Origin of the sequence: Rhizobium sp. BT-226 (genome assembly GCF_025847085.2) — a bacterium.
Classification (GTDB): Bacteria; Pseudomonadota; Alphaproteobacteria; order Rhizobiales; family Rhizobiaceae; genus Rhizobium; species Rhizobium sophorae.
The window spans coordinates 290239-312745 of record NZ_JAOYTI010000001.1 but is presented as its reverse complement, the minus strand read 5'-3'; the positions used below and the strand labels follow the sequence as shown (position 1 = coordinate 312745).

Below are 22507 nucleotides of genomic sequence, written 5' to 3'. Positions count from 1 at the left end.
CTGAGGCAATATGCAACCTTCCAAAGACATTTCGCGGCTGATCGAGATCATGGCGGCGCTGCGCCATCCCGAAACCGGCTGCCCCTGGGACATCGAACAGAACTTCGAGACGATCAAGCCCTATACGATCGAGGAGGCCTATGAGGTCTCCGATGCGATCGAGCGCGGCGATATGGACGACCTCTGCGACGAGTTGGGCGACCTGCTGCTGCAGGTGGTCTTTCACGCCCGCATGGCCGAGGAGGCCGGCGAATTTTCCTTCGGCGACGTGGTCAACGCCATCACCGCCAAGATGATCCGCCGCCACCCGCACGTCTTTGCCCGCTCGGCGGCGGATACGCCGGACGCGGTGAAGAGACAATGGGACGAAATCAAGCAGGCGGAGAAACGCGAGCGCGCCGAGCGGCGGTCACGGCGCGGCATCACCGAGGACTTCAACAGCGGCTTCCTCGGCTCGGTGCAGCGCAGCTTCCCGGCTTTGACGGAAGCGTTGAAGCTGCAGGAACGCGCCGCCAAGGTCGGCTTCGATTGGTCAGCGCCCGAGCCGATCCTCGACAAGATCGAGGAGGAGATCGGCGAATTGCGGGCAGCCCTTCGCGAAGGCGATCAGGCAAAGGTCAGCGACGAACTCGGCGACCTGATCTTCGCCGTCGTCAATATCGGTCGGCATGTGAAGGCGGATCCGGAACAGGCAGTGCGGGGAACGAATACGAAATTCCGTCGTCGCTTCAGCCATATAGAACAGGTTCTTGAAGAAGAGGGCGAGACGCTGGAGGCAGCCACTCTCGAGCGCATGGAAGAAATTTGGCAGGCGGCGAAGGCGATTGAAAGAGCTGTGACGTCGGGGGTTGAGTGAAGTGAAGCACAGCGTTGCCACATCTCCCTTCTCCCCAGCGGGGAGAAGATGCCGGCAGGGCAAATGCGCTTAGCGGAAGCGAAGAGCAATGAAAGGCGTGCCGTGTGGCCCCCTCATCCGCCCTACGGGCACCTTCTCCCCGCTGGGGAGAAGAGGGAGCAAGAAGGCACGCTTACCGCTCCCAATCTTCCTTTGAAGATTTCTGTCCGTTGCCGATGCGGCGTTCGAGTTCGGTTGCCTCGGTTTCGGACAGGCGTAGATCGAGGGTGATCGTGCCGTCTTCATTATCCTCACGGCCGTCGACGATCGCGTGGTCGTAAAGCCAGGGCAGCAGCGCCAGCTTGTCGACCGGGAGACGGATCGTCGCCACCGTCATCACACCGGACAGTCTGCGGCTGATCTCTTCCATCAGCGTGTCGACGCCCTCGCCGCTGACGGCGGAAACGGCCACCACGTTGCTGGCGCCGGCCGATTTTTGCACCATGGTGTCGTGCACCTCGGGCTCCAGCCGGTCGATCTTGTTCCAGACCTCGATCAGACGCTTTTCGGCTTCGGCCTCGTCGATGCCGAGATCGTTCAGGATGCGCATCACGTCGGAGCTCTGCGCCTGGTTGTCGGCATCGGACATGTCGCGGACATGCAGGATGAGATCGGCTTCCAGCACCTCTTCCAGCGTCGCCCGGAAGGCGGCGACCAGATGGGTCGGAAGATCGGAGATGAAGCCGACGGTGTCGGACAGGATGACGGTGCGGCCGTGCGGCAGCTTCATGCGCCGAAGCGTCGGGTCGAGCGTGGCAAACAGCATGTCCTCGGCCAGCACGCCGGCGCCGGTGATGCGGTTGAACAGCGTCGACTTGCCGGCATTGGTGTAACCGACCAGCGCCACGATCGGGTGCGGCACCTTGCGGCGCTTGGCACGATGGAGCTGGCGGGTGCGCACGACCTGCTCCAGCTCGCGTTCGAGCTTGATGATGCGATCCTGCAGCATCCGCCGGTCGGCTTCGATCTGGGTTTCGCCGGGGCCACCCATGAAGCCGCCACCGCCGCGCTGGCGTTCAAGGTGGGTCCAGCTTCGGACCAGCCGGCCCTTCTGATAATTGAGATGGGCGAGATCGACCTGCAGCGTGCCTTCCTTGGTGGAAGCGCGGCGGCCGAAGATTTCGAGGATGAGGCCCGTCCGGTCGATGACCTTGGCGTTCCATTCCTTTTCGAGGTTGCGCTGCTGCACCGGCGTCAACGGATGATCGACGATGACGAGACCGGAATCGCGCTCGTCGAGCAGCGCCTTGATCTCCTCGATCTTGCCGGTGCCGAGCAGCGTGGCCGGTCTCGGATCATTGACCGGGACGATCTGGCCATTGACGACATCGAGGTCGATCGCCTGGGCAAGGCCCGTCGCCTCTTCGAGCCGGCTTTCCGGCGTGCGGGTCGAGGCCGATTCGCTCTGGCCGCCGCGACTGCGCGATTTCAGAACCGGCACGACGACAGTCGCGCGCATGTCGTCCCTGTGCTTGGCGGCCTCAGGGATGATCGAATCGTTCTTGGTATCGCGTGTCGAAATGACGGCTGATCCTGTTAGGACGCGGCTTCTTCGCTCTCGAACATCTGCATGGGCTGGCCTGGCATGATCGTCGATATCGCATGCTTATACACGAGCTGCGAGTGGCCGTCACGGCGAAGAAGAACACAGAAATTGTCAAAAGACGTAACAACGCCCGTGAGTTTCACGCCGTTGATCAGAAAGATTGTCAGGGAAATCTTTTGCTTGCGAACAGTATTGAGAAATAAGTCCTGAAGATTCTGAGAACGTTCCGCCATCGCGCCGCTTCTTTCTTTATTGCCGACCTGATCTGGCCGGTAGAATATCAATCAACCTCACCATGCGAAGACCGGTGGCATCCTCATTCCACCTGTCCAGCAAATCTTGGTATCAAATCGCAATCTTTTCCGCAACGTCGAAAAAGGCCTCGCGGACTTTCTGCGAAACGCTGCCTGGATGGCCGTTGGCAATGGGCTGGCCATCGACGGAAACGACCGGAAAACAAATGCTTGTGGCTGCAGTGAGGAAGACCTCGCGGGCTGCGAGCATCTCCGAAACGGAGAAATTCCGCTCCGCGATACTCAACCCCAGCTTGGCTCCGACATCCATCAGAGTGGTGCGGGTAATGCCGCGCAGGATGCCGTGTTCGGCCGGGCGCGTCACCAGCGTTCCGTCCGGATCGACGATCCAGACATTGGTCGCCGCCCCTTCCTTCACCATGCCGTCGCCATCGACATAGATCGCTTCCTGGGCGCCGGCCTCCTTGGCCTGCTGGCGGGCCATGGCATTCGGCAGCAGGCCGACGGACTTGATGTCGACGCGGTCCCAGCGATTGTCGACAAGGGTGATCGCCTTGATGCCGTTGGCGTTCTTGGCGGCGATGATCCTGGCGTCGGTGCTTTTGGCGGTGATCACCAGCGAGGGCGGCGTACCCTCAGCCGGAAAGACATGATCGCGGCGGGCGACGCCGCGCGTCACCTGCATGTAGAAAAGCCCGTTGCGGACATGGTTGCGGCGCAGCGTCTCGCGAATGACCTGCGTCAGTGCCGCCCGGCCCATCGGCCAGGCGATGCGCAACTCACTAAGCGATCGGTCGAGACGGTTCAGATGGCGCGTGAGGTCGACGATATAGCCGTGGCGCACTTCGCAGACCTCGTAGACGCCATCGGCAAACTGGTAGCCGCGATCCTCGATATGCACGCTGGCATCGGAATGCTTGACGTAACGGCCATTCACATAGGCAATTCTCGGCATGGGAAACCTGGTCTTCCGGGAAGCAATATGGGACGCGGCGCGGCATCGGTCGCGCCGGAAACGATCAGACGCCGAGCGACTTCAGCTTGCGGTGTAGCGCCGAACGCTCCATGCCGACGAATTCCGCGGTGCGCGAGATATTGCCGCCGAAGCGGTTGATCTGGGCGATCAGGTAATCCTTCTCGAACATCTCGCGGGCTTCGCGCAGCGGCAGCGTCATGATGTGATAGTCGTTCTTGGCGGACACCTTCGGCAGCATGTCGCCAAGATCGGTTGGCAGCATGTCGGCCGTGATCGGCGCATCGGGGCCGTCGGTGCGGGCAAGGATCATCAGCCGCTCGATATTGTTGCGCAGCTGGCGGATGTTGCCGGGCCAGTCATGCGCCTGCAGCACCGCCATGGCGTCATCGCCGATGCGGCGCGGACGGATGCCGGCCTGCTCCGATATCTGGCGCATCAGCTGATCGACGAGGAAGGGAATGTCCTCGCGCCGTTCGGCTAGTGCGGGCACACGCACCGGCACGACGGCAAGGCGATGATAGAGATCCTCGCGGAACCAGCCTTCGGCGATGCGGCTTTCGAGATTATAGGCGGTCGAGGAGATGATGCGGACATCGACCTTGACGCGCTTGGAACCGCCGACCCGCTCGAACTGCTGATCGACCAGGACGCGGAGGATCTTGTTCTGCGTCTCGCGCGGCATTTCGCCAACTTCGTCGAGATAGAGGATGCCGCGATGGGCTTCCTCGAGCGCGCCGATCTTGCGCGCCTGGCCGGGCGTGCCCTCGGTGCCGAACAGCGCCACCTCCATGCGTTCGGGCGTGATGTTGGCGGCGTTGATCGCAACGAAGGGGCCGTTGGCGCGGGCCGACTTCTTGTGGATCATCCGCGCCACCAGCTCCTTGCCGGAACCGGAGGCGCCGAGGATCATGATGCGGCTGTTGGTCGGCGAGATCTTCTCGATCGTCTGGCGCAGCTGCGAAACGGCGACCGAGGTGCCGATCAGCTCCAGCGCGTCGCCGGTGCGGCGCTTCAGATCCGAGACTTCGCGCTTCAGCTTGGAATTCTCCAGCGCACGTTCGGCGATCAGGATCAGCCGGTCGGCCTTGAAGGGCTTCTCGATGAAATCGAAGGCGCCACGCTTGATCGCCGAGACGGCGGTCTCGATGTTGCCGTGGCCGGAAATCATCACGACGGGCAATTCCGGATGGCGGGTCTTGATCTCGTCGAGCAGCGACAGGCCATCGAGCTTGCTGCCCTGCATCCAGATATCGAGGAAGATCAGCCGCGGCACGCGATCGGAAATCGCCGCCAATGCGCTGTCGCTGTCATGGGCCGTGCGCGTCTCGTGTCCCTCGTCCGAGAGAATGCCGGAAACGATCTCGCGAATATCATGCTCATCGTCGACGACGAGAATATCAGAGGCCATAAACGCTTTCCTTGTCATTAGATGCGGGAGCAGCAGGCGTCGGATCAAGGCGTGGCAGATGCACGCGGATCATGGCCCCTCTTCCCCGGTCAAAATCGGCGGGCGCATCATGCAGCTCGAGCTGCCCGCCATGTTCCTCGATGATCTTCTTGACGATGGCGAGGCCGAGGCCGGTGCCCTTCTCGCGCATCGTCATATAGGGTTCCAGAATGCTGTGACGGTTCTCCACCGGCAGGCCGCGGCCATTGTCGATCACATCGACGGTGAAGCGGTCGCGGCCGGTATCGAGTGCGGCGCGGACGAGAATCTTGCGTTCGTCCCGCTCGTCGCTCGGCACGGCCTCGATCGATTCGACGGCATTCTTGATGAGATTTCCGAAGGCCTGGCCGAGCATGCGGCTATCAAACAGGCCCTCCAGCGGCTGGTCGCCGAAATCCTGCTCGAAGGTGACGTGATGGTTGCCCATCTCGCGCAGGAAGATCGCGTCGCGCAGGATATCGCGCAGGTCGCTCGGCTCCTTGGTCGGCTTCGGCATGCGGGCAAAGGCGGAGAATTCGTCGACCATGCGGCCGATATCGCCGACCTGGCGGATGATCGTATCGGTGCATTGGTCGAAGACGGTCCGGTCGTTCGGGTCGATCTGCTTGCCGTAACGCCGCTGGATGCGCTCGGCGGAAAGCTGGATCGGGGTCAGCGGGTTCTTGATCTCATGGGCGATGCGCCTTGCCACGTCGCCCCAGGCGGTCGAGCGCTGGGCGATGACGAGATCGGTGATGTCGTCGAGCGTGATCACGTAGGATTCGCTCATGTCGCGCACTTCCTCGCGGGTGACCTGCACGCTCAGCGTCCGCACAGTGCCGCCACGCACCAACGCGATCTGCTTGCGGAAATCGCCGCGATGACGCGACGCCGCCTCGGTCAGCACGTGATCGACCTCAGGCGCGATGTCGACCAGCTGCTTGCCGAGCATCTCGTCGGCCGACAGCGACATCAGCGTTTCGGCCGAACTGTTGACGATGGCTATGCGGCGATCCTGTTCGACGCCGATGACGGCGGCGGTGACGCCCGACAGCACCGCTTCGATGAAGCGGCGGCGGTCGTCAACCTCGTCCTTGGCTTCGAGGATCTCGTCGCGCTGGGTGCGGATTTCCGAGATCATCTTGTTGAAGGTGCGCGAGAGATTGGCGACGTCGCCGTCAACGGCATGCACCGGCACGACGATGTCCATATTGCCCGATGCAACGCTGTCGGCCGCCGTGATCAGCAGCCGGATCGGCCGGACGATGCGGTCGGCGACGGCGATCGCGGTCCAGATCGCCGCGAGCAGCACGATCAGCGCGAAGCCGATATAGAGTACGGCGAAGGCGACCTGCAGCGAGAAGCGGTTGGCCTCCATCGAGCGGTATTCGGTGGCGTTCTCCTCCATCATCCGCATGGCGCCCATGACCTTGGGATCGACGGCGCGCACGGTATAGAGGAAGGTGCCCTGGATGGCATCGAGCTTGATGATGGCGCCGACGAGATTGGTGACGCCGGGCGGGATCAGCGTCGGCTGGCCGGCCGCCGCCTTTTCCAGCGCGTCCTGCGGAATGGCCGGCAGCGGCTTTTCGGTGGCGATATCGGCCTGGACGATCACCGAGCCGTCGCGCTCGACGAGGAAGGCGCCGAGCAGGCCGCGGCCCCTCGCCTGGCGGGTCATCAGATCGGAAAAGCCGGTCCTGTCGAGGCTGTAGAGCGCGCGGTTGCGCTCCAGGTCGTTGGCCATGGAGACCGTCTGCCCCTGCAGGTAGCTGGCATTCTCCATCATGTAGGCTTGGCCGATATTGCGCGACGAGCTGACGATCGACTGGGTGCGCAAGGCAAACCAGCGATCAAGGCCGGCGTTCAGCGTGATACTGGCGAAGATGGCGACGAGGATCGCCGGAGTGATCGCCACGATCGAAAAGAGCACGACGATGCGGATGTGCAGGCGGGCTGCCGCACGGCCACGAGTGCGGGCTTTCAGCAGCCTTGCCACCTCGCGGCCGATCAAGGCGAGCAGCGTCAGGACAAAGAAGGAGTTGACGATCACCGAGGTGATGACGACATGCGACGTCGGGGCGATCGGCGTCAGGCCAAGCAGCACGAAAAGCGTGGCCGTGGCACAGAGAAGCGCGCCGCCCGCGAGCACCAGGCCGGGCACGGCAAAAAGGGCGCGGCGGTCGGTCACCGTCGTCACCGTCTCGCCCGCCGCCGCCGCCGGCGATACCCCATCCTGCGTCATTCGGCCTCTCTTCAGACGGCACCCGCCGCCCTCGCCAACCGATCGAAAACCAAGCAACGCCGGCTCAAAAAGCCAGCGCTGCAACGACTCGATCGGGAGCGAATGTCCAAAACCCTTGCGTGACCTTTAAGCAACGCATTGTGGCGAAAATGCAACGCGTCTAGTCACATTGTCAAGCCGTGTTAACCTTGTCTCGTCGGCCGTGAATTCGGCTCCGCCGTCGACGTCGGTGGTTTTCCACGCCGCCATTTTACGTCTTTAATCTAGTTGATTTGCGCATGCATCGAGCTTCACATAGTGCGACGTGAGCCTCCCAACGTATGCTCCGTTAACGGTATTCTCCTTCACGAAGTTTATTTTTACGACCTTCGCCAACGTTCTCGTCATGTACTGCTCGAACGTCTCAGGAGAAAAATAATCATTTGGGAAGCCGCGATAGATAACGCAGCAATCCGGGTGTCTCATAAGGAGCTCAGGCGCAAATTTATTATTGGACGTCATCCTCGATGACTGGAGGAAATAGGGTGAGTTTTCAGATGCTCGGATGGATTGAGCTACAGCGGCTGTTATGAACTCACTGTCGCTGAGCGGTCCACGGTCTCCGCAATCGTGCGAGACCTCCCAGCTGTGGCCGGCAGTTTTGAACCTGATGAACGTCCAGGCACCTGTGAAGAGGACGATTGCCGCCAGCAAAATCAGGAAAATTCTCAATATCTCGCTCTCTCAAAAATGCTTTAGGAATGGCCTATGGGCTACTCAGGAATGCCTCTTGACGCTGCCGCTCCCCACGGCCCGCTGCGCACTATAGTGCTGAGGGATTGAAGCGGCTCGACGGGCCTCAATCTGACCCGTCGAGAGAGGTTTGGGTCCTCTAGAAGCGACGTGGTGCTTCGGGCTTGTTTCCGACGATCGAGTCGATCCGGTCCAGCACGTCAGACGTCATCTTCTCTCGGTGTGAGAGGGCCGCGAGATTGTCCTGCAGTTGACTGGCGCGCGAGGCTCCAAGAATGACGGTCGAGACGTTGCGGTTGGCGAGGCACCACAAAAGGGCGAGATGCGTGATCGATATGCCGATCTCGTCCGCGAGCTTTGCAAGCTCGCCGACTTGTTTGAGCTGGGCGCGGCCGGTATCGCTGGACCATTTTTCCTTCAGCCATTCATAGCCCGGCAGGTTCATACGGCTGTCGGCTGGCACACCATTATTGTATTTGCCGGTCAGGACGCCCGAAGCGAGCGGTGACCAGATCGTGGTGCCAAGGCCGATCAGGTCGTAGAGCGGCAGATAGTCAGATTCGACCTTCTGGCGTTCGAAGATGTTGTACTGCGGCTGTTCCATGGTCGGCGGCGTGATGCGCAAATCCCGGGCGACGGCATAGGCTTCCGTCAATTGCTGCGCCGACCATTCCGATGTGCCCCAATAGAGCACCTTGCCCTGGGCGACGAGATCGTGCATCGCCCGGACCGTTTCCTCGATCGGCGTGTCGATATCCGGGCGGTGGCAGAAGTAGAGGTCGAGGTAGTCGACCTGAAGCCGCTTGAGCGCTGCATGGCAGGCATCGGTCACATGCTTGCGCGACAGGCCGCGCTGCGTCGGCCTCTCACCTCCCCAGAAGACCTTGCTGGAGACGACGAAGCTGTCGCGGCTCCAGCCAAGCTTGCTGAGCGCCTCGCCCATCACGATTTCTGACTTGCCGCTCTCATATCCCTCGGCATTGTCGAAGAAGTTCACCCCGTTGTCGTAGGCAAGCTTCATGAGGTCGACGGCGTCGCCTCCATTGACCTGCTTACCGAACGTCACCCATGAACCGAAGGAGAACTCGCTCACCTTCAGGCCCGACTTTCCCAAACGTCGATATTCCATCATGCAACTCCCGAAAGTTATGAATATGTGCCGGCTGGTCACCGGGGTCGGCGTCGCCCGATTGATCGACGACCGATTGTAATCTATGGCATGAACAACGATATGCGAGGCTCAGCCCGTTGACCGGCATAGAACACGATGTCGCAGTTCCCGTCAGCCCCAAACGGTAAAGAAAAGGGCGCTCCACGACATCAGTCGGAGCGCCCCGTGGCATGCGATCGACGACGTTTGCGGCGGAAGTCGACGGCAGCAACAGTAGAATGATGAGATTCGGAACGGATAGGCAACATGCGATTGGAAACTGCGACGTTATCGCGCGCTGATTGATCCTGTCATCCACCGGATATCCACAGCTTATCCACAGGCACCGCGACGATGATCGCAGCAACTTCAATGACATTCGCCTGTCGGCAAACCACTCCTCACAAATGCTTATGTGACTGTGAAATGACACCGCATCTTTGTTTGTCTGCTTGGATACAAACCGTGGACTGGCTCAGATAGGCTCACCTCTCCTCCCGACCGTGGCGGCGGACGCCGGGAGGGGTGGGCGGTGGGCAAACATGAGGGCCCGCCGCCTTCTTTTCATCGCGCCCCGAGCAGGCTCAGGCGGTGCGGGAACTCCTGTAGACCGAGACGCCAAGTTCCCTGATCTTCTTGCGCAACGTGTTACGGTTGAGACCGAGAAGATCGGCCGCCTTGATCTGGTTGCCGCGCGTCGCCGTCAGTGCGGCGAGGATCAGCGGATATTCCATTTCGGTCAGCACGCGATCATAGAGGCCCGGCGGCGGCAGATTGTCCCCGAAGCCTGCGAAGTAGCTGCGCATGTTCTCCTCGACCGCCTGGGCGATCGTCATCGAGCCGCTGCGCATCGGCCCCTTGTCGATCGGGCTGTCAGGCACGTCGGAACGCAGTTCCGCATCGATGATCTCGCGGGTGATCACATCCTGCGGATAGAGCGCCATCAGACGGCGGATCAGATTTTCCAGTTCGCGGACGTTGCCCGGCCAAGCGTAGGCCTTCATCAGTTCGAGGGCTTCCTGATCGAAGCGCTTGGAGCCGAGACCTTCCTTTTCCGCCTGCTGGATGAAATGGCGCACCAGGTCGGGAATGTCCTCGGCGCGGTCGCGCAGCGGCGGCAGGCGCAGCGGCACGACATTGAGGCGGTAATAGAGATCCTCGCGGAAGAGGCCCTGATTGATCGCCTGCTTCAGGTCCTTGTTGGTGGCGGCAACGATGCGCACATCGGTGCGGATCGGCGTGCGGCCGCCGACGGTGGTGTATTCGCCCTGCTGCAGGACGCGTAAGAGCCGCGTCTGGGCGTCCATCGGCATGTCGCCGATCTCGTCGAGGAAGAGCGTGCCGCCTTCGGCCTGCTCGAAGCGGCCGGTGGAGCGCGTCTGCGCGCCGGTGAACGCGCCCTTCTCATGGCCGAAGAGTTCGGATTCGATCAGGTCGCGCGGGATCGCCGCCATGTTGATCGCAACGAACGGGCCGTTGCGGCGCTTGCCGTAATCATGCAGCGCGCGGGCGACGAGTTCCTTGCCGGTGCCGGATTCGCCGGTGATCATCAGCGTCAGGTCCGTCTGCATCAGGCGGGCGAGCACGCGGTAGATTTCCTGCATCGCCGCTGACCGGCCGACGAGCGGCATGCCGTCCTGCATGTCGTCTTCGAGTTTGGCGGGCTTGCGCTTCGGCTCGGCCAACGCACGGCCGATGATGCCGATCAGCTCGGTGAGGTCGAAGGGCTTCGGCAGATAGTCGTAGGCGCCCTTTTCCGAGGCCTTGATGGCGGTCATGAAGGTGTTCTGGGCGCTCATGACGAGGACCGGCAGGTCGGGCCGCGCCTTCTTGATGCGCGGCAGCAGATCGAAGGCGTTCTCGTCGGGCATCACCACATCGGTGACGACCAGATCGCCCTCGCCTGCCGAAATCCAGCGCCAGAGGGTAGCGGCGTTGGAGGTGATGCGGACGTCATACCCGGCGCGGCTCAAAGCCTGGTTGAGCACGGTCCGGATGGCCGCATCATCATCTGCAACGAGGATCGTGGCTGTCATCGAGAATGTCCTGTCGAGCTTGCTATAGAGGCGTCCTCGAGCGAGGCGTCCTTCGACGCCGGCATGAGAACGCGGAATGTCGTGCGGCTGTTCTGGCTGTCGCATTCGATGATGCCGCCGTGATCGCCGATGATCTTGGCGACCAGCGCCAGGCCGAGGCCGCTGCCGTTCGGCTTGGTGGTGATGAAGGGATCGAAGAGATGCGGCAATAGATCCAGCGGGACGCCGGGGCCGTTGTCATGGACGCAGAATTCCAGCGGCAGCGAGATCTTTTCGCGCGTGCCGGCGACCGAAAGACGGATGCCGGGGCGATAGGCCGTCGTCAGCATGATTTCGCCGTCCGGCCGATCGCCGACCGCTTCTGCGGCGTTCTTCACCAGATTGAGGAAGACCTGGACAAGCTGGTCGCGATTGGCATAGACGGCCGGCAGCGACGGGTCGTAACTCTCGGTGACCCGGATGTTGCGGGCAAAACCCGCCTTGGCGACCGCCTTCACATGATCGAGCACGGAATGGATATTGACCGGCATGCGGTCGACGGGGCGTTCGTCGGAAAAGACTTCCATCCGGTCGACCAGCGAGACGATGCGATCGGTCTCGTCGCAGATCAGCCGGGTCAGCGCCCGATCGTCGTCGACCGCAGATTGTTCGAGCAACTGGGCGGCGCCGCGGATGCCGGAGAGCGGGTTCTTGATCTCATGCGCCAGCATCGAGGCAAGGCCGGTCACAGAGCGGGCGGCGGCGCGATGCGTCAGCTGCCGGTCGATCTTGTCGGCCATCGAGCGTTCCTGAAAGACGATGACGACGGCGCCGGGCTCGCTGAGCACAGGGGCGACGTAGAGATCGACGAGCTTGTCCTGGCCAAGGCGGGGCGAACTCAGATCGACGCGATATTCGTTGACCGGCGCCTTGCGCTCGCGCACTTGGTCGATCAGGGCGAGCAGCGGGCTGCCGAAGGGAATGAAGGTCGAGATCCGATAACGCGCCAGATGCGAGGCGCTGGCGCCGAAGAAGGCCTCCGCTTCCCAATTGGCGAAAACGACGAAGCCGGATTCGTCGACCATGACGACGGGGTTCTGGATGGCGTTCAGCACGGCCATGGCGACGGTCCCGCCGGCGTGATCGGACGGAGATGTCATATCCTTCGTCATGCCGCCTCCCGGCTGTCGACAATATTCACAGCCAACGCATCATAAAGACGCGCGGCCACCTCGCGCGGGTCGCGCGAGGTCATGATCTCCGCTTTTTCAGCGCCTGACAGATCAGGCGCGAAACGCTGGAGATACCAGCCAAGGTGCTTGCGGGCATGGCGGATCGCCACCGCCTCGCCATAGAAATCCAGCATCATCCGGTAATGCTCGACGGCGGTATCGGCGATCTCAGGCGGTAGCGGCTCGGGCGCCCCCGATATGACGCCGGCATGCCACGGCCTGCCCTGGCAGCCCCTGCCGATCATCACGGCATCGGCGCCGGAGCGGCGCAATATTTCCTGCGCGTCGCCCGCGGTTTCGACATCGCCATTGGCGATCAGCGGAATGGAGATCACCTCGCGGACCGCGCGGATCGCATCCCAATCGGCGCGGCCTTCGTAGAATTGCATGCGGGTGCGCCCGTGAATGGTCACGAGCTGGATGCCGGCCGCCTCGGCGCGGCGGGCGATATCAGGCGCGTTGATCGAATTCTCATCCCAGCCAAGGCGCATCTTCAGCGTCACGGGAATATCGACGGCCTTGACCGTCGCCTCGATAAGACCGAGCGCGTGATCGGGATCGCGCATCAGCGCCGAGCCGGAATAACCGCCGATCACCTTCTTTGCCGGACAGCCCATGTTGATGTCGATGATATCGGCGCCATGATCGGCGGCGATCTTGGCGGCCTCCGCCATCCAATGCGCCTCGCGCCCGGCAAGCTGCACCATATGCGGCCGGAAGCCCGCAGCACTCAGCCGCGACCAGGATTCGGCCGTGTCGTTGACCAGTTCGCGGCTCGCCACCATCTCGGTGACGACGAGGCCGGCGCCGAAGCGCCAGGCAAGCTCGCGGAAGGGCATATCCGTGACGCCGGACATCGGCGCCAGTACAACGCGGTTCCGCACGGACACGGGTCCGATTTGGAAAGGCGCTGCGAGGTCCTTGGAAATCAAATGATTATCTTTCGGGCACACAATAGAACTGCATTATTTTTAGCCATTATTCCCTGACTTGCCAAGGGGGCTGGGACCGGAATTGATATTTTTCGGGCAGATGCTGGAAAAGGCCAAAGCAAGACGCTAGAGCACTCCGGTCAATTCCGCATAATTTAGGGGATTTATGCTGCAAATGCCTTCTAAGCAACCGATATCGGCTGGAATTGTCATTGTTGCCGCCGGCCGCGGCGAGCGCGCGGGATCATCCAAGGAAGGCCCCAAGCAGTATCGCATGATCGGCGGCAAGCCGGTTATCGTGCATACGCTTGAAAACTTCATGACATGGGAAGCGGCAACTGAGATCGTCGTCGTCATCCATCCCGATGACGAGGCGCTGTTTGCAAGAGCCTTCCGCCACATCATCTCGGCAACGCCGATCGAAACGGTGCATGGGGGTGCGACCAGGCAGCAATCCGTGCTTGCCGGCCTCAGATATCTCAAGGACAAGCAAATCAGCCATGTGCTGATCCATGATGCCGTGCGCCCGTTTTTCGACCATGCGCTTCTCGATCGCATCGCCGAGAGCCTTGGCGACGGCGCACAGGCAGTCCTGCCGGCGATCCCGGTCACCGATACGCTGAAACGCGCCGACAATGCCGGCACCGTGCTGACGACGGTTTCACGCGAGCACCTCTACGCAGCGCAGACGCCGCAATCCTTCGCCTTCGAAACGATCCTCGATGCGCATGAGAAGGCGGCCGCAAGCGGACGAAGCGATTTCACCGACGACGCCTCGATCGCCGAATGGCTGGGCATTCCGGTGACGATCGTTGGGGGCACGGCCGACAACGTCAAGCTGACGGTCAAGGACGACATCGCCATGGCCGACGACAAGCTGTCGGCTTCGCTGCTTCCGGACGTGCGCACCGGCAACGGCTACGACGTGCACCAGCTCGTAGCGGGCGATGGCGTGACACTCTGCGGCGTGTTCATTCCGCATGACCAGAAGCTGAAAGGTCACTCGGATGCCGATGTCGCGTTGCATGCGCTGACGGACGCGCTGCTTGCCACCTGCGGCGCCGGCGATATCGGCGATCATTTCCCGCCGTCCGACCCGCAATGGAAGGGGGCCGCATCGCGAATCTTCATCGAGCATGCCGCCCGGATCGTGCGCGAGCACGGCGGCACGATCATGAATGCCGACGTCTCGCTGATCGCCGAGGCACCGAAGGTCGGCCCGCATCGCGACGCCATGCGGGCAAAACTATCGGATTATCTCGGCATCGATATCGAGCGCTGTTCGGTCAAAGCGACGACCAACGAGACGATCGGTTTCGTCGGCCGGCGCGAAGGCATCGCGGCGATCGCGACTGCCACCGTCGTCTATCGCGGGAGGAAATGATGAGTCTTTTTCCCGACGATATCCTTTCGGCGGCGGAGACGATCATCCGCGATTTCACGGCTGCAGGGCTGATGGTCTCGACCGCCGAATCCTGCACCGGCGGGCTGATCGCCGGGGCGCTGACGGAGATATCGGGCTCGTCCGCCGTCGTCGATCGCGGCTTCGTCACCTATACGAATAGCGCAAAGATCGAGATGCTCGGCGTACAGGTCGAAACGCTGCTGCGCTTCGGGGCGGTCTCCGAGGAAACGGCGCGGCAGATGGTGCACGGCGCCCTCTTCCGCTCACGCGCCGAGATCGCCGTCGCCGTCACCGGTATTGCCGGCCCCGGCGGCGGATCGGCGGAAAAGCCGGTGGGCCTCGTGCATCTCGCCGCCAAATCGCGCGCCGGCACGCTTATCCATCGGAGAATGCTCTATGGCGATATCGGCCGCAGCGAGGTTCGGGTGGCGACGATCAGGACGGCGCTGGAGATGGTGCGCTCGCTCTATGCGGCCTGACGCGGGTTCGCTCATCAAACCGGCGTGTAGATCCTGTTTGCTCTGGTCTCGAAGGCTTCGGTGAACATGCGGAAGGCGCGGTCGAACATCGAGCCCATCAACGCGCCTAAAATACGGCTCTTGAACTCGTAATCGATGAAGAAATCGACGGTGCAGCCGCCGGACGGGATCTCGGCGAAGTGCCAGCGATTGTCGAGATATTTGAACGGGCCATCGATATATTTGACCTCGATGACGTGCTCGGCCCGGTTCAGCAGCACCTGCGTCGTGAAGGTCTCGCGGATCGCCTTATAGCCGACCGTCATGTCGGCGACCAGAAGGATCTTGCCGTCGCGCTCCTTGCGGCTCCTGATGGCGAGCGCTTCGCAGAGCGGCAGGAATTCCGGATAGCGCTCGACATCGGCGACGAGATCGAACATCTGCTCGGGCGTGTGCGGGACGGGACGGTGCGTTTCGAATTGCGGCATAAGCGGCAATTAATCGGGCCGGCCGAGAAGATCAAGAAGCTCGCGCATCTGGCGGCGGGATTTTAGCTGAAGAACCGGCACGTCGGGGCCATATGCGGCAATGCCGGCGACGAGGCGCGGCGCGAATTTCTCCTCGAAGGTCCAGATGAAGCGGAGGAATTCCAAATCGACTTTCTCGATACAGCCCGGCGCCATTTCCGGCCGGGTGCGGCCGATCCATTTCGCCCATCGGCTGATTGCGCCCCAGATGCAGAGAAGCCGCGGCATGCGCACCCAGACGACGAAATCGGTGCGCGGCAGCCGAATGTCCAGGGAGGACGGGTTCGTGCCGTCCATGATCCAACGTTCTTCGAGGATCCGGCTGGCGATGATATTTCTCTGCTCGGCCCTGTCGCGCGTGACCCAGCCGGGAAGCCAATAGACGTCGCGGTCGAGCGAAATGTAGGAAAGCCCGAAGCGCCTGGCGATCTTCAGCGACAGCGTCGATTTGCCGCCGCCCGAGCAGCCGATGACGAGGATGCGGCGGGCCGTACGGATATGCTCTGCAGCCTGTTCGAGATCGGCGATCTGCTGACACGGCGGCAGTTCTGCTCTCTGATCCATCATGCAACTCCCTCGAGCCAGACATGCGTTTCGCCGGCACGATCTTAAGCGCCAAGAGCGGCGAACCGGTTAGCTGCTTTGCGTGATCTTATGATGACGGTGGAATTGACAAGGCCGGCCATCTCAGGCGCCAGCCGTTCCGGGCAACCCTCATATATTTCAGGACGGTTGCGGCTGCAATTCCCATGAAAACGCTGCTAGAATCGCCACAGCTCAGACTGACTCACGACGTCAGCCAACTCCCCTTTCGTCATGCTCGGGCTTGTCCCGAGCATCTACTGCCGGTTGACATGTCGCAGATCCTCGGCACAAGGCCGAGGATGACGTCGAGTAAAGATCGAGGTTTGTCAACAAACTGAACTGCGACGAAAATCGCCGCGGTTCGATCAAAAAGCAAGTACCGGCTCTTACTCGGCTGCGATCAGCAACTTCTTCTCGCGCGCCGCTCTCAGCCGGGCAAAATCGTCGCCGGCATGGTGAGAAGAGCGGGTCAGGGGGCTGGAGGCGACCATCAGGAAGCCCTTGCTGTAGGCGACGGTCTCGTAAGACTTGAACTCGTCGGGGGTGACGAAGCTTTCGACCTTGTGGTGCTTGCGGGTCGGCTGCAGGTACTGGCCGATCGTCAAGAAGTCGACATCGGCGGTGCGCAGATCGTCCATCAGCTGCAGGACTTCGTTTCGCTCTTCGCCAAGGCCGACCATGATGCCCGATTTGGTGAACATGGTGGGATCGAGTTCCTTCACCCGCTGCAGCAGGCGAACGGAATGGAAGTAGCGGGCGCCGGGGCGAACCGTCAGATAGTTGCCAGGCACCGTTTCCATATTGTGGTTGAAGACGTCGGGCTTGGCGGCGACGACGCGTTCCAGCGCACCCGGCTTCTTCAGGAAATCGGGCGTCAGGATCTCGATCGTCGTCATCGGCGACGCGGCGCGGATTGCCCAGATCACCTTTTCGAAGTGTTCGGCGCCGCCGTCCTCCAGGTCGTCACGGTCGACCGAGGTGATGACGACGTGAGATAGGCCCATCTCCTTGACCGCCTTGGCGACGTTCTCCGGCTCGGCCATATCGAGCGCATTCGGCTTGCCGGTGGCGACATTGCAGAAGGCGCAGGCGCGGGTACAGATCTCGCCCATGATCATGAAGGTCGCGTGCTTCTTGTCCCAGCACTCGCCGATATTCGGGCAGCCGGCCTCTTCGCAGACGGTGACGAGCTTGTGCTCCTTCACGATCGCGCGCGTCTCGGCATAACCCTTGGAGGTCGGCGCCTTGACGCGAATCCAGTCCGGCTTGCGCATGACTTCGGTATCGGGCCGATGCGCCTTCTCCGGATGCCGCACGCGCTTGGCGTCGGGATTGATCGTATCGAGGATCGTCACCATTGCAGTTTCAGCTTTCTACCGCCCCTATGCGGCAAATCGATCGGATCTAGCGCCGCACCAGCCGCGCAAGGAATATCAACAAGCAGGCGCCGAGGAAACCCGTCACGAAATAGCCGAGCCGACCGCCGACCACCGCGACATGAAACTGCGCGAGGATGGCGCTGGCGACGACCGAGCCGACGATGCCGAGCACGATGTTGAGGAAAATCCCGTATCGCGCTTCCATCAGCTTGCCGGCGAGCCAGCCCGAAAGTCCGCCGATGATGATTGCCGAAATCCAGCCGACGCCTTCCATTCCTGCCCTGCCCTCTTTTGACCGTTAAGCGACCGCTCTTGCGATCAGAACCACGATAATGGCGCCGACGGTGGCGTGGATGATCTGCACGACCAGCGCATTTTCAATGCCCAGCGAAATGCCGAGCGCGCTGAACAGATAGCCGCCGACGAAGGCGCCGATGATGCCGCTCAGCAGGCATCTTATCAGCCCGCCGCCACCGACGACCAGGCTTGCAAGGAAGCCTGCAACCAGGCCGATCAGCAAAAACACCAGCAACGCCTGCGTCTCCATAGACATGATGATTTCCTTTCGTTTTTTCCACCCCAGCGGAGCGGCTTTCCACTCCTGGGGATGGCTTCTCCACCCCGAGGGGATGGATTCTCCACCCCGGGATAAAGGGCAGCTTCGGAAATTCTCAAGCGTTCAGCACACGGCCATAAGCATCGAGTACCGCTTCCTTCATCGTTTCGGACACGGTCGGATGCGGGAAGATCGTGTGCATCAGCTCTTCCTCGGTTGTTTCGAGGTTCATCGCGACGACGAAGCCCTGGATGAGCTCGGTGACTTCGGCACCGACCATATGGGCGCCGAGGAGCTCGCCGGTCTTCTTGTCGAAGATCACCTTCACCATGCCCTGGTCTTCGCCGAGCGCGATCGCCTTGCCGTTCGCCGCGAAGGAGAAGCGGCCGACGCGGATGTCGCGGCCCTGTTCCTTGGCCTTGGCTTCGGTGATGCCGACGGAGGCGACCTGCGGATTGCAATAGGTGCAGCCCGGGACCTTGCCCTTGTCGGTCGGATGGACATTCGGCAGGCCTGCAATCTTTTCGACGCAGACGACGCCCTCATGCTCTGCCTTGTGCGCAAGCATCGGCGGGCCGGCGACATCGCCGATCGCATAGATGCCCGCGATATTGGTCTTGCCGTAACCGTCGATGACGACGCAGCCGCGGTCGGTCTTGACGCCTAGTGCCTCGAGGCCGAGGTTTTCGATATTGCCCTGAACGCCGACGGCCGAAATCAGCCGGTCGGCGGTGATCTGCTGCACCTTGCCATCGGCCGTCTCGACATGGGCGGTAACGCTGTTGGCGGCCTTGTCGACCTTCGAGACCTTGGCGCTGGTGAAGATCTTGAGGCCGCGCTTTTCAAGCTGTTTGCGGGCGATCGCTGTGATCTCGGCATCCTCGACCGGCATGATGGTCGGCATGACTTCGACGACCGTCACGTCAACGCCCATTGAGCGATAGAAGCTGGCGAATTCGATGCCGATCGCGCCCGAGCCCATGACGATCAGCGACTTCGGCAGAACATCCGGCTTCAGCGCCTCGAAATAGGTCCAGATCAGCTTGCCATCCGGCTCGATGCCGGGCAGCGCGCGCGGGCGGGCGCCGGTGGCGATGATGATGTGCTTGGCGGTATAGGTGCCCTCGCTGCTCTTGACGTTCTTCGGCAGCGGATGCTGCGGCTCGACGACCGGCTTCGACGACTTGCCGACGACGATCTCGCCGGGCTTGGTGATCTTTGCCTCGCCCCAGATGATGTCGATCTTGTTCTTCTTCATCAGGAAGCCGACGCCGGCATTCAGACGGGCGGAGACGGCGCGCGAGCGGCCGACGACGGCCTTGGCATCCGGCTTGACCGTGCCTTCGAGAACGAGGCCGTAATCCTTGAAGTGATTGGCGTGGTCGAGCACCTCGGCCGAGCGCAGCAGCGCCTTTGTGGGTATGCAGCCCCAGTTCAGGCAGATGCCGCCCATATGCTCGCGCTCGACGATCGCGGTCTTCAGACCGAGCTGGCTGGCGCGGATGGCGGCGACATAGCCGCCGGGACCCGAACCGATGATGATGACGTCGTAGGATTCAGCCATGTGTTTCCTGCCTTTGTTACGCTGCGCTGCGGGTCATGAGCACCCACGCATGTCTTTTGCTGTTTTCGAAGAGCGGCACGGCATCGGCGCGCGCAGCCTCCAGGAATCCGTTTCTTCCATAAAGCGACAAAGCCGCTTCGTTGTCGCTGGCGGTGATCAGGCTGACGGGCCGCCGATCGGCCCTTTCGATCTGATCGTCCAGCAGCCTGCGTCCGATGCCGATGCCGCGCAGGTGGCGATAGACGCCGAGACTGCCGATGAACCAGCTTCCGACCACCGTCTTCTGCAAGGCGAGCATCGGTTCGGTCGCCGGGATGCTCGCCTCGATATCGGCTATGCCCTCCTCCAGCGCATGGCCGATCGCCACACCTGCCACTTCGCCATAGGCCTCAGCAATGACGGCATCCCGCCAGCCGCCGACAGCCTCCTCCTCGCTCATCTTCAGCCGGCCCCGCTCCAGCGGCGTGTCGCTCACGCCGTTTTCCACACCGGCAAACCAGAGCCAGGAGGCAAAACCGCGCGATGCGATATCCGCCAGAATCGCCAGCTCCGAGGCATCCCGCCGTGAGGCCTGCCGGAGGGCGATGAAGGCGGTCATAATCAGATCCCCAGCATCATCCGCACGATCGATTCCAGCCCGCGGCCGAGCGCACGCGTATTCTCCGCATCGAGGTGAATGCCGTCGATCGGTGTGGTCTTGGCGACCGAATTGCCGTCGAAGAAGCCACAACCGAGTTCGTCGGCAAGATCACGATAAAGCGTTGCAAGCTTTGCCGATTCCTCGATGCCGCCGGGAAACGATGCGGCGAAGGGCACATTGCCCGTCGCGCGGATCGACGGCGGCGCCACGATCAGAATCTCCGGCCCATCGAATTCGAAGGGCCAGGCATGATTGCGGATCAGCCGCACGAGCCGGCTGATGCCCTGGCATGCGGCAAAGGCCGAGCCTGCCACGACCGGCTTCATGTCATTGGTGCCGAGCAGAAGGATGACGAGGTCGAGCGGTGCATGCGTCTGCAGGATCGTCGGCAGGATGCGCGCACCGTTGCGGTCGCAATCGGCGAGATGGTCGTCGAAAGCGGTGGTGCGACCGTTCAAGCCTTCGGCGATGATACGCGCGTCACCGCCGAGCGCTGCCTGAAGCACGCTCGGCCAGCGATTCTTGTAATCATGACGGCCGATCGTCTCGGCGTCATAACCCCAGGTCAGCGAGTCCCCGTAGCAAAGAACGGTCTTGGTCATTTCCGCCTCGCGCCGCTATCAGACAAGCATGCCCATCGGGGTCTCGATGTAGCCCTTGAAGGCCTGGAGCAGCTCGGCGCCGAGCGCGCCGTCGACGCAGCGATGGTCGGTCGAGAGCGTGACGGACATCACGGTGGCAATCGCCATTTCGCCCTTCTTGACGACGACCCGCTGTTCGCCGGCGCCGACCGCGAGGATCGTCGCATGCGGCGGGTTGACGACGGCTGCGAAGTTCTTCACGCCCATCATGCCCATGTTCGAGACCGAACTGGTGCCGCCCTGATATTCTTCAGGCTTCAGCTTGCGGTCCTTAGCCCGCTTGCCGAGATCGCGCATCTCGTTGGAGATTGTCGACAGGGTCTTTTCCTCGGCCTTGCGGATGATCGGGGTGATCAGGCCGCCGGGGATCGAGACAGCAACGCCGACATCGGCGTGCTTGTGCTTGACCATGTTGCTGTCGGTCCAGGAGACATTGGCATCCGGAACGTCGCGCAGCGCCAGCGCCATGGCCTTGATGACCATGTCGTTGACCGAGAGCTTGTAGGCCGGAGCGTTGTCCTTGCGCGGAGACGCATCGTTCAGCTGGGCACGCAGTGCCAGCAACGCATCGAGCTCGCAATCGACGCTGACGTAGAAATGCGGGATCGTCTGCTTGGATTCGACCAGGCGCCTGGCAATCGTCTTGCGCATGCCGTCATGCGGCACGAGTTCGTAGGAGCCAGGTTCGAAGAGCTTGAGCACGGCTTCTTCGGAGGCGCCTTTCGGCGCAGTGGCAGCCGGAGCAGGAGCTGCGGAGGCTTGCGGAGCGGAAGCAGCAGCGGCAGGTGCTGCAGCCTTGGCGCCGCCACCGGCAACGGCGGCCTCGATGTCGCTCTTGACGACGCGACCATGCGGGCCGGAGCCTGCGACTGCCGAAAGGTCGATACCGGCTTCCTTCGCCAGCCTGCGGGCGAGCGGCGAAGAGAAGGTGCGGCTGCCATCTGATGAAACCGAGGCGGGTGCAGCGGCGGCGACAGGTGCCACAGCTGGAGCGGACTGGGCCGGAGCCGGGGCAGCTTCGGCCTTCGGCGCGGCTGCACCGTCTGCCTTCGGCGCCGGGGCGGCGGAACCGGCACCGCTGGCCGCAGCGGAGACATCCTCGCCATCGGCGGCGAGAACCGCGATCAGCGCATTGACCTTGACGCCTTCGGTTCCGGCGGCAACGACGAGCTTGGCGACCGTGCCTTCATCGACGGCTTCGACTTCCATCGTCGCCTTGTCGGTCTCGATCTCGGCGATCACATCGCCAGACTTGACCTTGTCGCCTTCCTTGACCAGCCATTTCGAAAGATTGCCTTCCTCCATGGTCGGAGAGAGGGCGGGCATCGTGATATTGATCGGCATCGAAA

At 62.1% G+C, this 22507-nt stretch carries 21 protein-coding genes and 1 pseudogene; 3 read left to right on the top strand and 19 right to left on the bottom strand.

Annotation, left to right across the window (positions count from 1 at the left end; translation table 11 throughout):
* The first annotated feature begins 10 nt into the window (after window positions 1–10).
* Window positions 11–856 carry a nucleoside triphosphate pyrophosphohydrolase gene (gene mazG / locus OIU37_RS01765; protein WP_264255154.1) on the top strand — a complete coding sequence of 282 codons (846 nt, stop codon included), beginning with the start codon at window positions 11–13 and terminating at the stop codon, window positions 854–856.
* Window positions 857–1028: 172 nt separating this feature from the next.
* Here mazG and hflX read toward each other — a convergent pair whose 3' ends face one another.
* From hflX to dusB, 9 genes are all read right to left on the bottom strand, one after another.
* Window positions 1029–2354: a GTPase HflX gene (hflX, locus tag OIU37_RS01760; RefSeq protein WP_222268805.1), complete on the bottom strand. Its 1326-nt coding sequence runs from the start codon at window positions 2352–2354 to the stop codon at window positions 1029–1031.
* 77 nt (window positions 2355–2431) lie between these two features.
* Window positions 2432–2674: an RNA chaperone Hfq gene (gene hfq, locus OIU37_RS01755; RefSeq protein ID WP_003539403.1), complete on the bottom strand. Its 243-nt coding sequence runs from the start codon at window positions 2672–2674 to the stop codon at window positions 2432–2434.
* A gap of 112 nt (window positions 2675–2786) precedes the next feature.
* Window positions 2787–3650: a D-amino-acid transaminase gene (locus OIU37_RS01750; protein WP_264255153.1), complete on the bottom strand. Its 864-nt coding sequence runs from the start codon at window positions 3648–3650 to the stop codon at window positions 2787–2789.
* Window positions 3651–3714: 64 nt separating this feature from the next.
* Window positions 3715–5079, bottom strand: a complete 1365-nt coding sequence (locus OIU37_RS01745; protein ID WP_129420810.1) for a sigma-54 dependent transcriptional regulator — start codon at window positions 5077–5079, stop codon at window positions 3715–3717.
* Window positions 5069–7342 (bottom strand): PAS domain-containing sensor histidine kinase, encoded by a 2274-nt coding sequence (locus OIU37_RS01740; RefSeq protein WP_264255152.1) that lies wholly within the window; start codon window positions 7340–7342, stop codon window positions 5069–5071. Before OIU37_RS01740 ends, OIU37_RS01745 begins: the two co-directional genes overlap by 11 nt.
* A gap of 871 nt (window positions 7343–8213) precedes the next feature.
* Complete coding sequence (locus OIU37_RS01735; RefSeq protein ID WP_264255151.1) at window positions 8214–9203, bottom strand: aldo/keto reductase; 990 nt, start codon at window positions 9201–9203, stop codon at window positions 8214–8216.
* 605 nt (window positions 9204–9808) lie between these two features.
* Entirely contained in the window at window positions 9809–11260 is a 1452-nt protein-coding gene (gene ntrC / locus OIU37_RS01730; RefSeq protein WP_003539347.1) for a nitrogen regulation protein NR(I), read from the bottom strand.
* Window positions 11257–12411 (bottom strand): nitrogen regulation protein NR(II), encoded by a 1155-nt coding sequence (locus tag OIU37_RS01725; protein WP_171602348.1) that lies wholly within the window; start codon window positions 12409–12411, stop codon window positions 11257–11259. The genes ntrC and OIU37_RS01725 overlap by 4 nt, the downstream gene beginning before the upstream one ends.
* A complete protein-coding gene (dusB, locus tag OIU37_RS01720; RefSeq protein ID WP_264255150.1) occupies window positions 12408–13424 on the bottom strand; it encodes a tRNA dihydrouridine synthase DusB in 1017 nt (338 codons plus the stop codon). The genes OIU37_RS01725 and dusB overlap by 4 nt, the downstream gene beginning before the upstream one ends.
* Window positions 13425–13569: 145 nt before the next feature.
* Between dusB and OIU37_RS01715 the strand changes: the two genes are divergently transcribed.
* Both OIU37_RS01715 and OIU37_RS01710 read left to right on the top strand, forming a co-directional pair.
* Window positions 13570–14787 carry a bifunctional 2-C-methyl-D-erythritol 4-phosphate cytidylyltransferase/2-C-methyl-D-erythritol 2,4-cyclodiphosphate synthase gene (locus OIU37_RS01715; protein WP_180695216.1) on the top strand — a complete coding sequence of 406 codons (1218 nt, stop codon included), beginning with the start codon at window positions 13570–13572 and terminating at the stop codon, window positions 14785–14787.
* Window positions 14784–15287: a CinA family protein gene (locus tag OIU37_RS01710; RefSeq protein ID WP_264255149.1), complete on the top strand. Its 504-nt coding sequence runs from the start codon at window positions 14784–14786 to the stop codon at window positions 15285–15287. Before OIU37_RS01715 ends, OIU37_RS01710 begins: the two co-directional genes overlap by 4 nt.
* A 14-nt stretch (window positions 15288–15301) precedes the next feature.
* Here OIU37_RS01710 and OIU37_RS01705 read toward each other — a convergent pair whose 3' ends face one another.
* From OIU37_RS01705 to OIU37_RS01660, 10 genes and pseudogenes are all read right to left on the bottom strand, one after another.
* Entirely contained in the window at window positions 15302–15754 is a 453-nt protein-coding gene (locus tag OIU37_RS01705; RefSeq protein WP_129420805.1) for a type II toxin-antitoxin system RatA family toxin, read from the bottom strand.
* Between the two features lie 9 nt (window positions 15755–15763).
* Window positions 15764–16360, bottom strand: a complete 597-nt coding sequence (locus OIU37_RS01700) for an AAA family ATPase (protein WP_264255148.1) — start codon at window positions 16358–16360, stop codon at window positions 15764–15766.
* 41 nt (window positions 16361–16401) lie between these two features.
* A pseudogene (locus OIU37_RS01695) lies at window positions 16402–16530 on the bottom strand (DNA topology modulation protein FlaR); the annotation flags it as partial.
* A 234-nt stretch (window positions 16531–16764) separates the two neighbouring features.
* Window positions 16765–17736 carry a lipoyl synthase gene (gene lipA, locus OIU37_RS01690; protein WP_012757334.1) on the bottom strand — a complete coding sequence of 324 codons (972 nt, stop codon included), beginning with the start codon at window positions 17734–17736 and terminating at the stop codon, window positions 16765–16767.
* 46 nt (window positions 17737–17782) lie between these two features.
* Complete coding sequence (locus OIU37_RS01685) at window positions 17783–18031, bottom strand: GlsB/YeaQ/YmgE family stress response membrane protein (RefSeq protein ID WP_264255147.1); 249 nt, start codon at window positions 18029–18031, stop codon at window positions 17783–17785.
* Between the two features lie 24 nt (window positions 18032–18055).
* The gene (locus tag OIU37_RS01680) at window positions 18056–18310 is read right to left on the bottom strand and encodes a GlsB/YeaQ/YmgE family stress response membrane protein (protein ID WP_003539329.1); all 255 of its coding nucleotides are present in this window, start codon (window positions 18308–18310) and stop codon (window positions 18056–18058) included.
* Between the two features lie 118 nt (window positions 18311–18428).
* Window positions 18429–19877 carry a dihydrolipoyl dehydrogenase gene (gene lpdA, locus OIU37_RS01675; protein WP_264255146.1) on the bottom strand — a complete coding sequence of 483 codons (1449 nt, stop codon included), beginning with the start codon at window positions 19875–19877 and terminating at the stop codon, window positions 18429–18431.
* Window positions 19878–19893: 16 nt separating this feature from the next.
* Window positions 19894–20475 (bottom strand): N-acetyltransferase, encoded by a 582-nt coding sequence (locus OIU37_RS01670; protein WP_264255145.1) that lies wholly within the window; start codon window positions 20473–20475, stop codon window positions 19894–19896.
* A gap of 2 nt (window positions 20476–20477) precedes the next feature.
* Entirely contained in the window at window positions 20478–21119 is a 642-nt protein-coding gene (locus OIU37_RS01665; protein WP_264255144.1) for an SGNH/GDSL hydrolase family protein, read from the bottom strand.
* An 18-nt stretch (window positions 21120–21137) separates the two neighbouring features.
* Entirely contained in the window at window positions 21138–22502 is a 1365-nt protein-coding gene (locus OIU37_RS01660; RefSeq protein WP_264255143.1) for a pyruvate dehydrogenase complex dihydrolipoamide acetyltransferase, read from the bottom strand.
* Window positions 22503–22507: the final 5 nt, after the last annotated feature.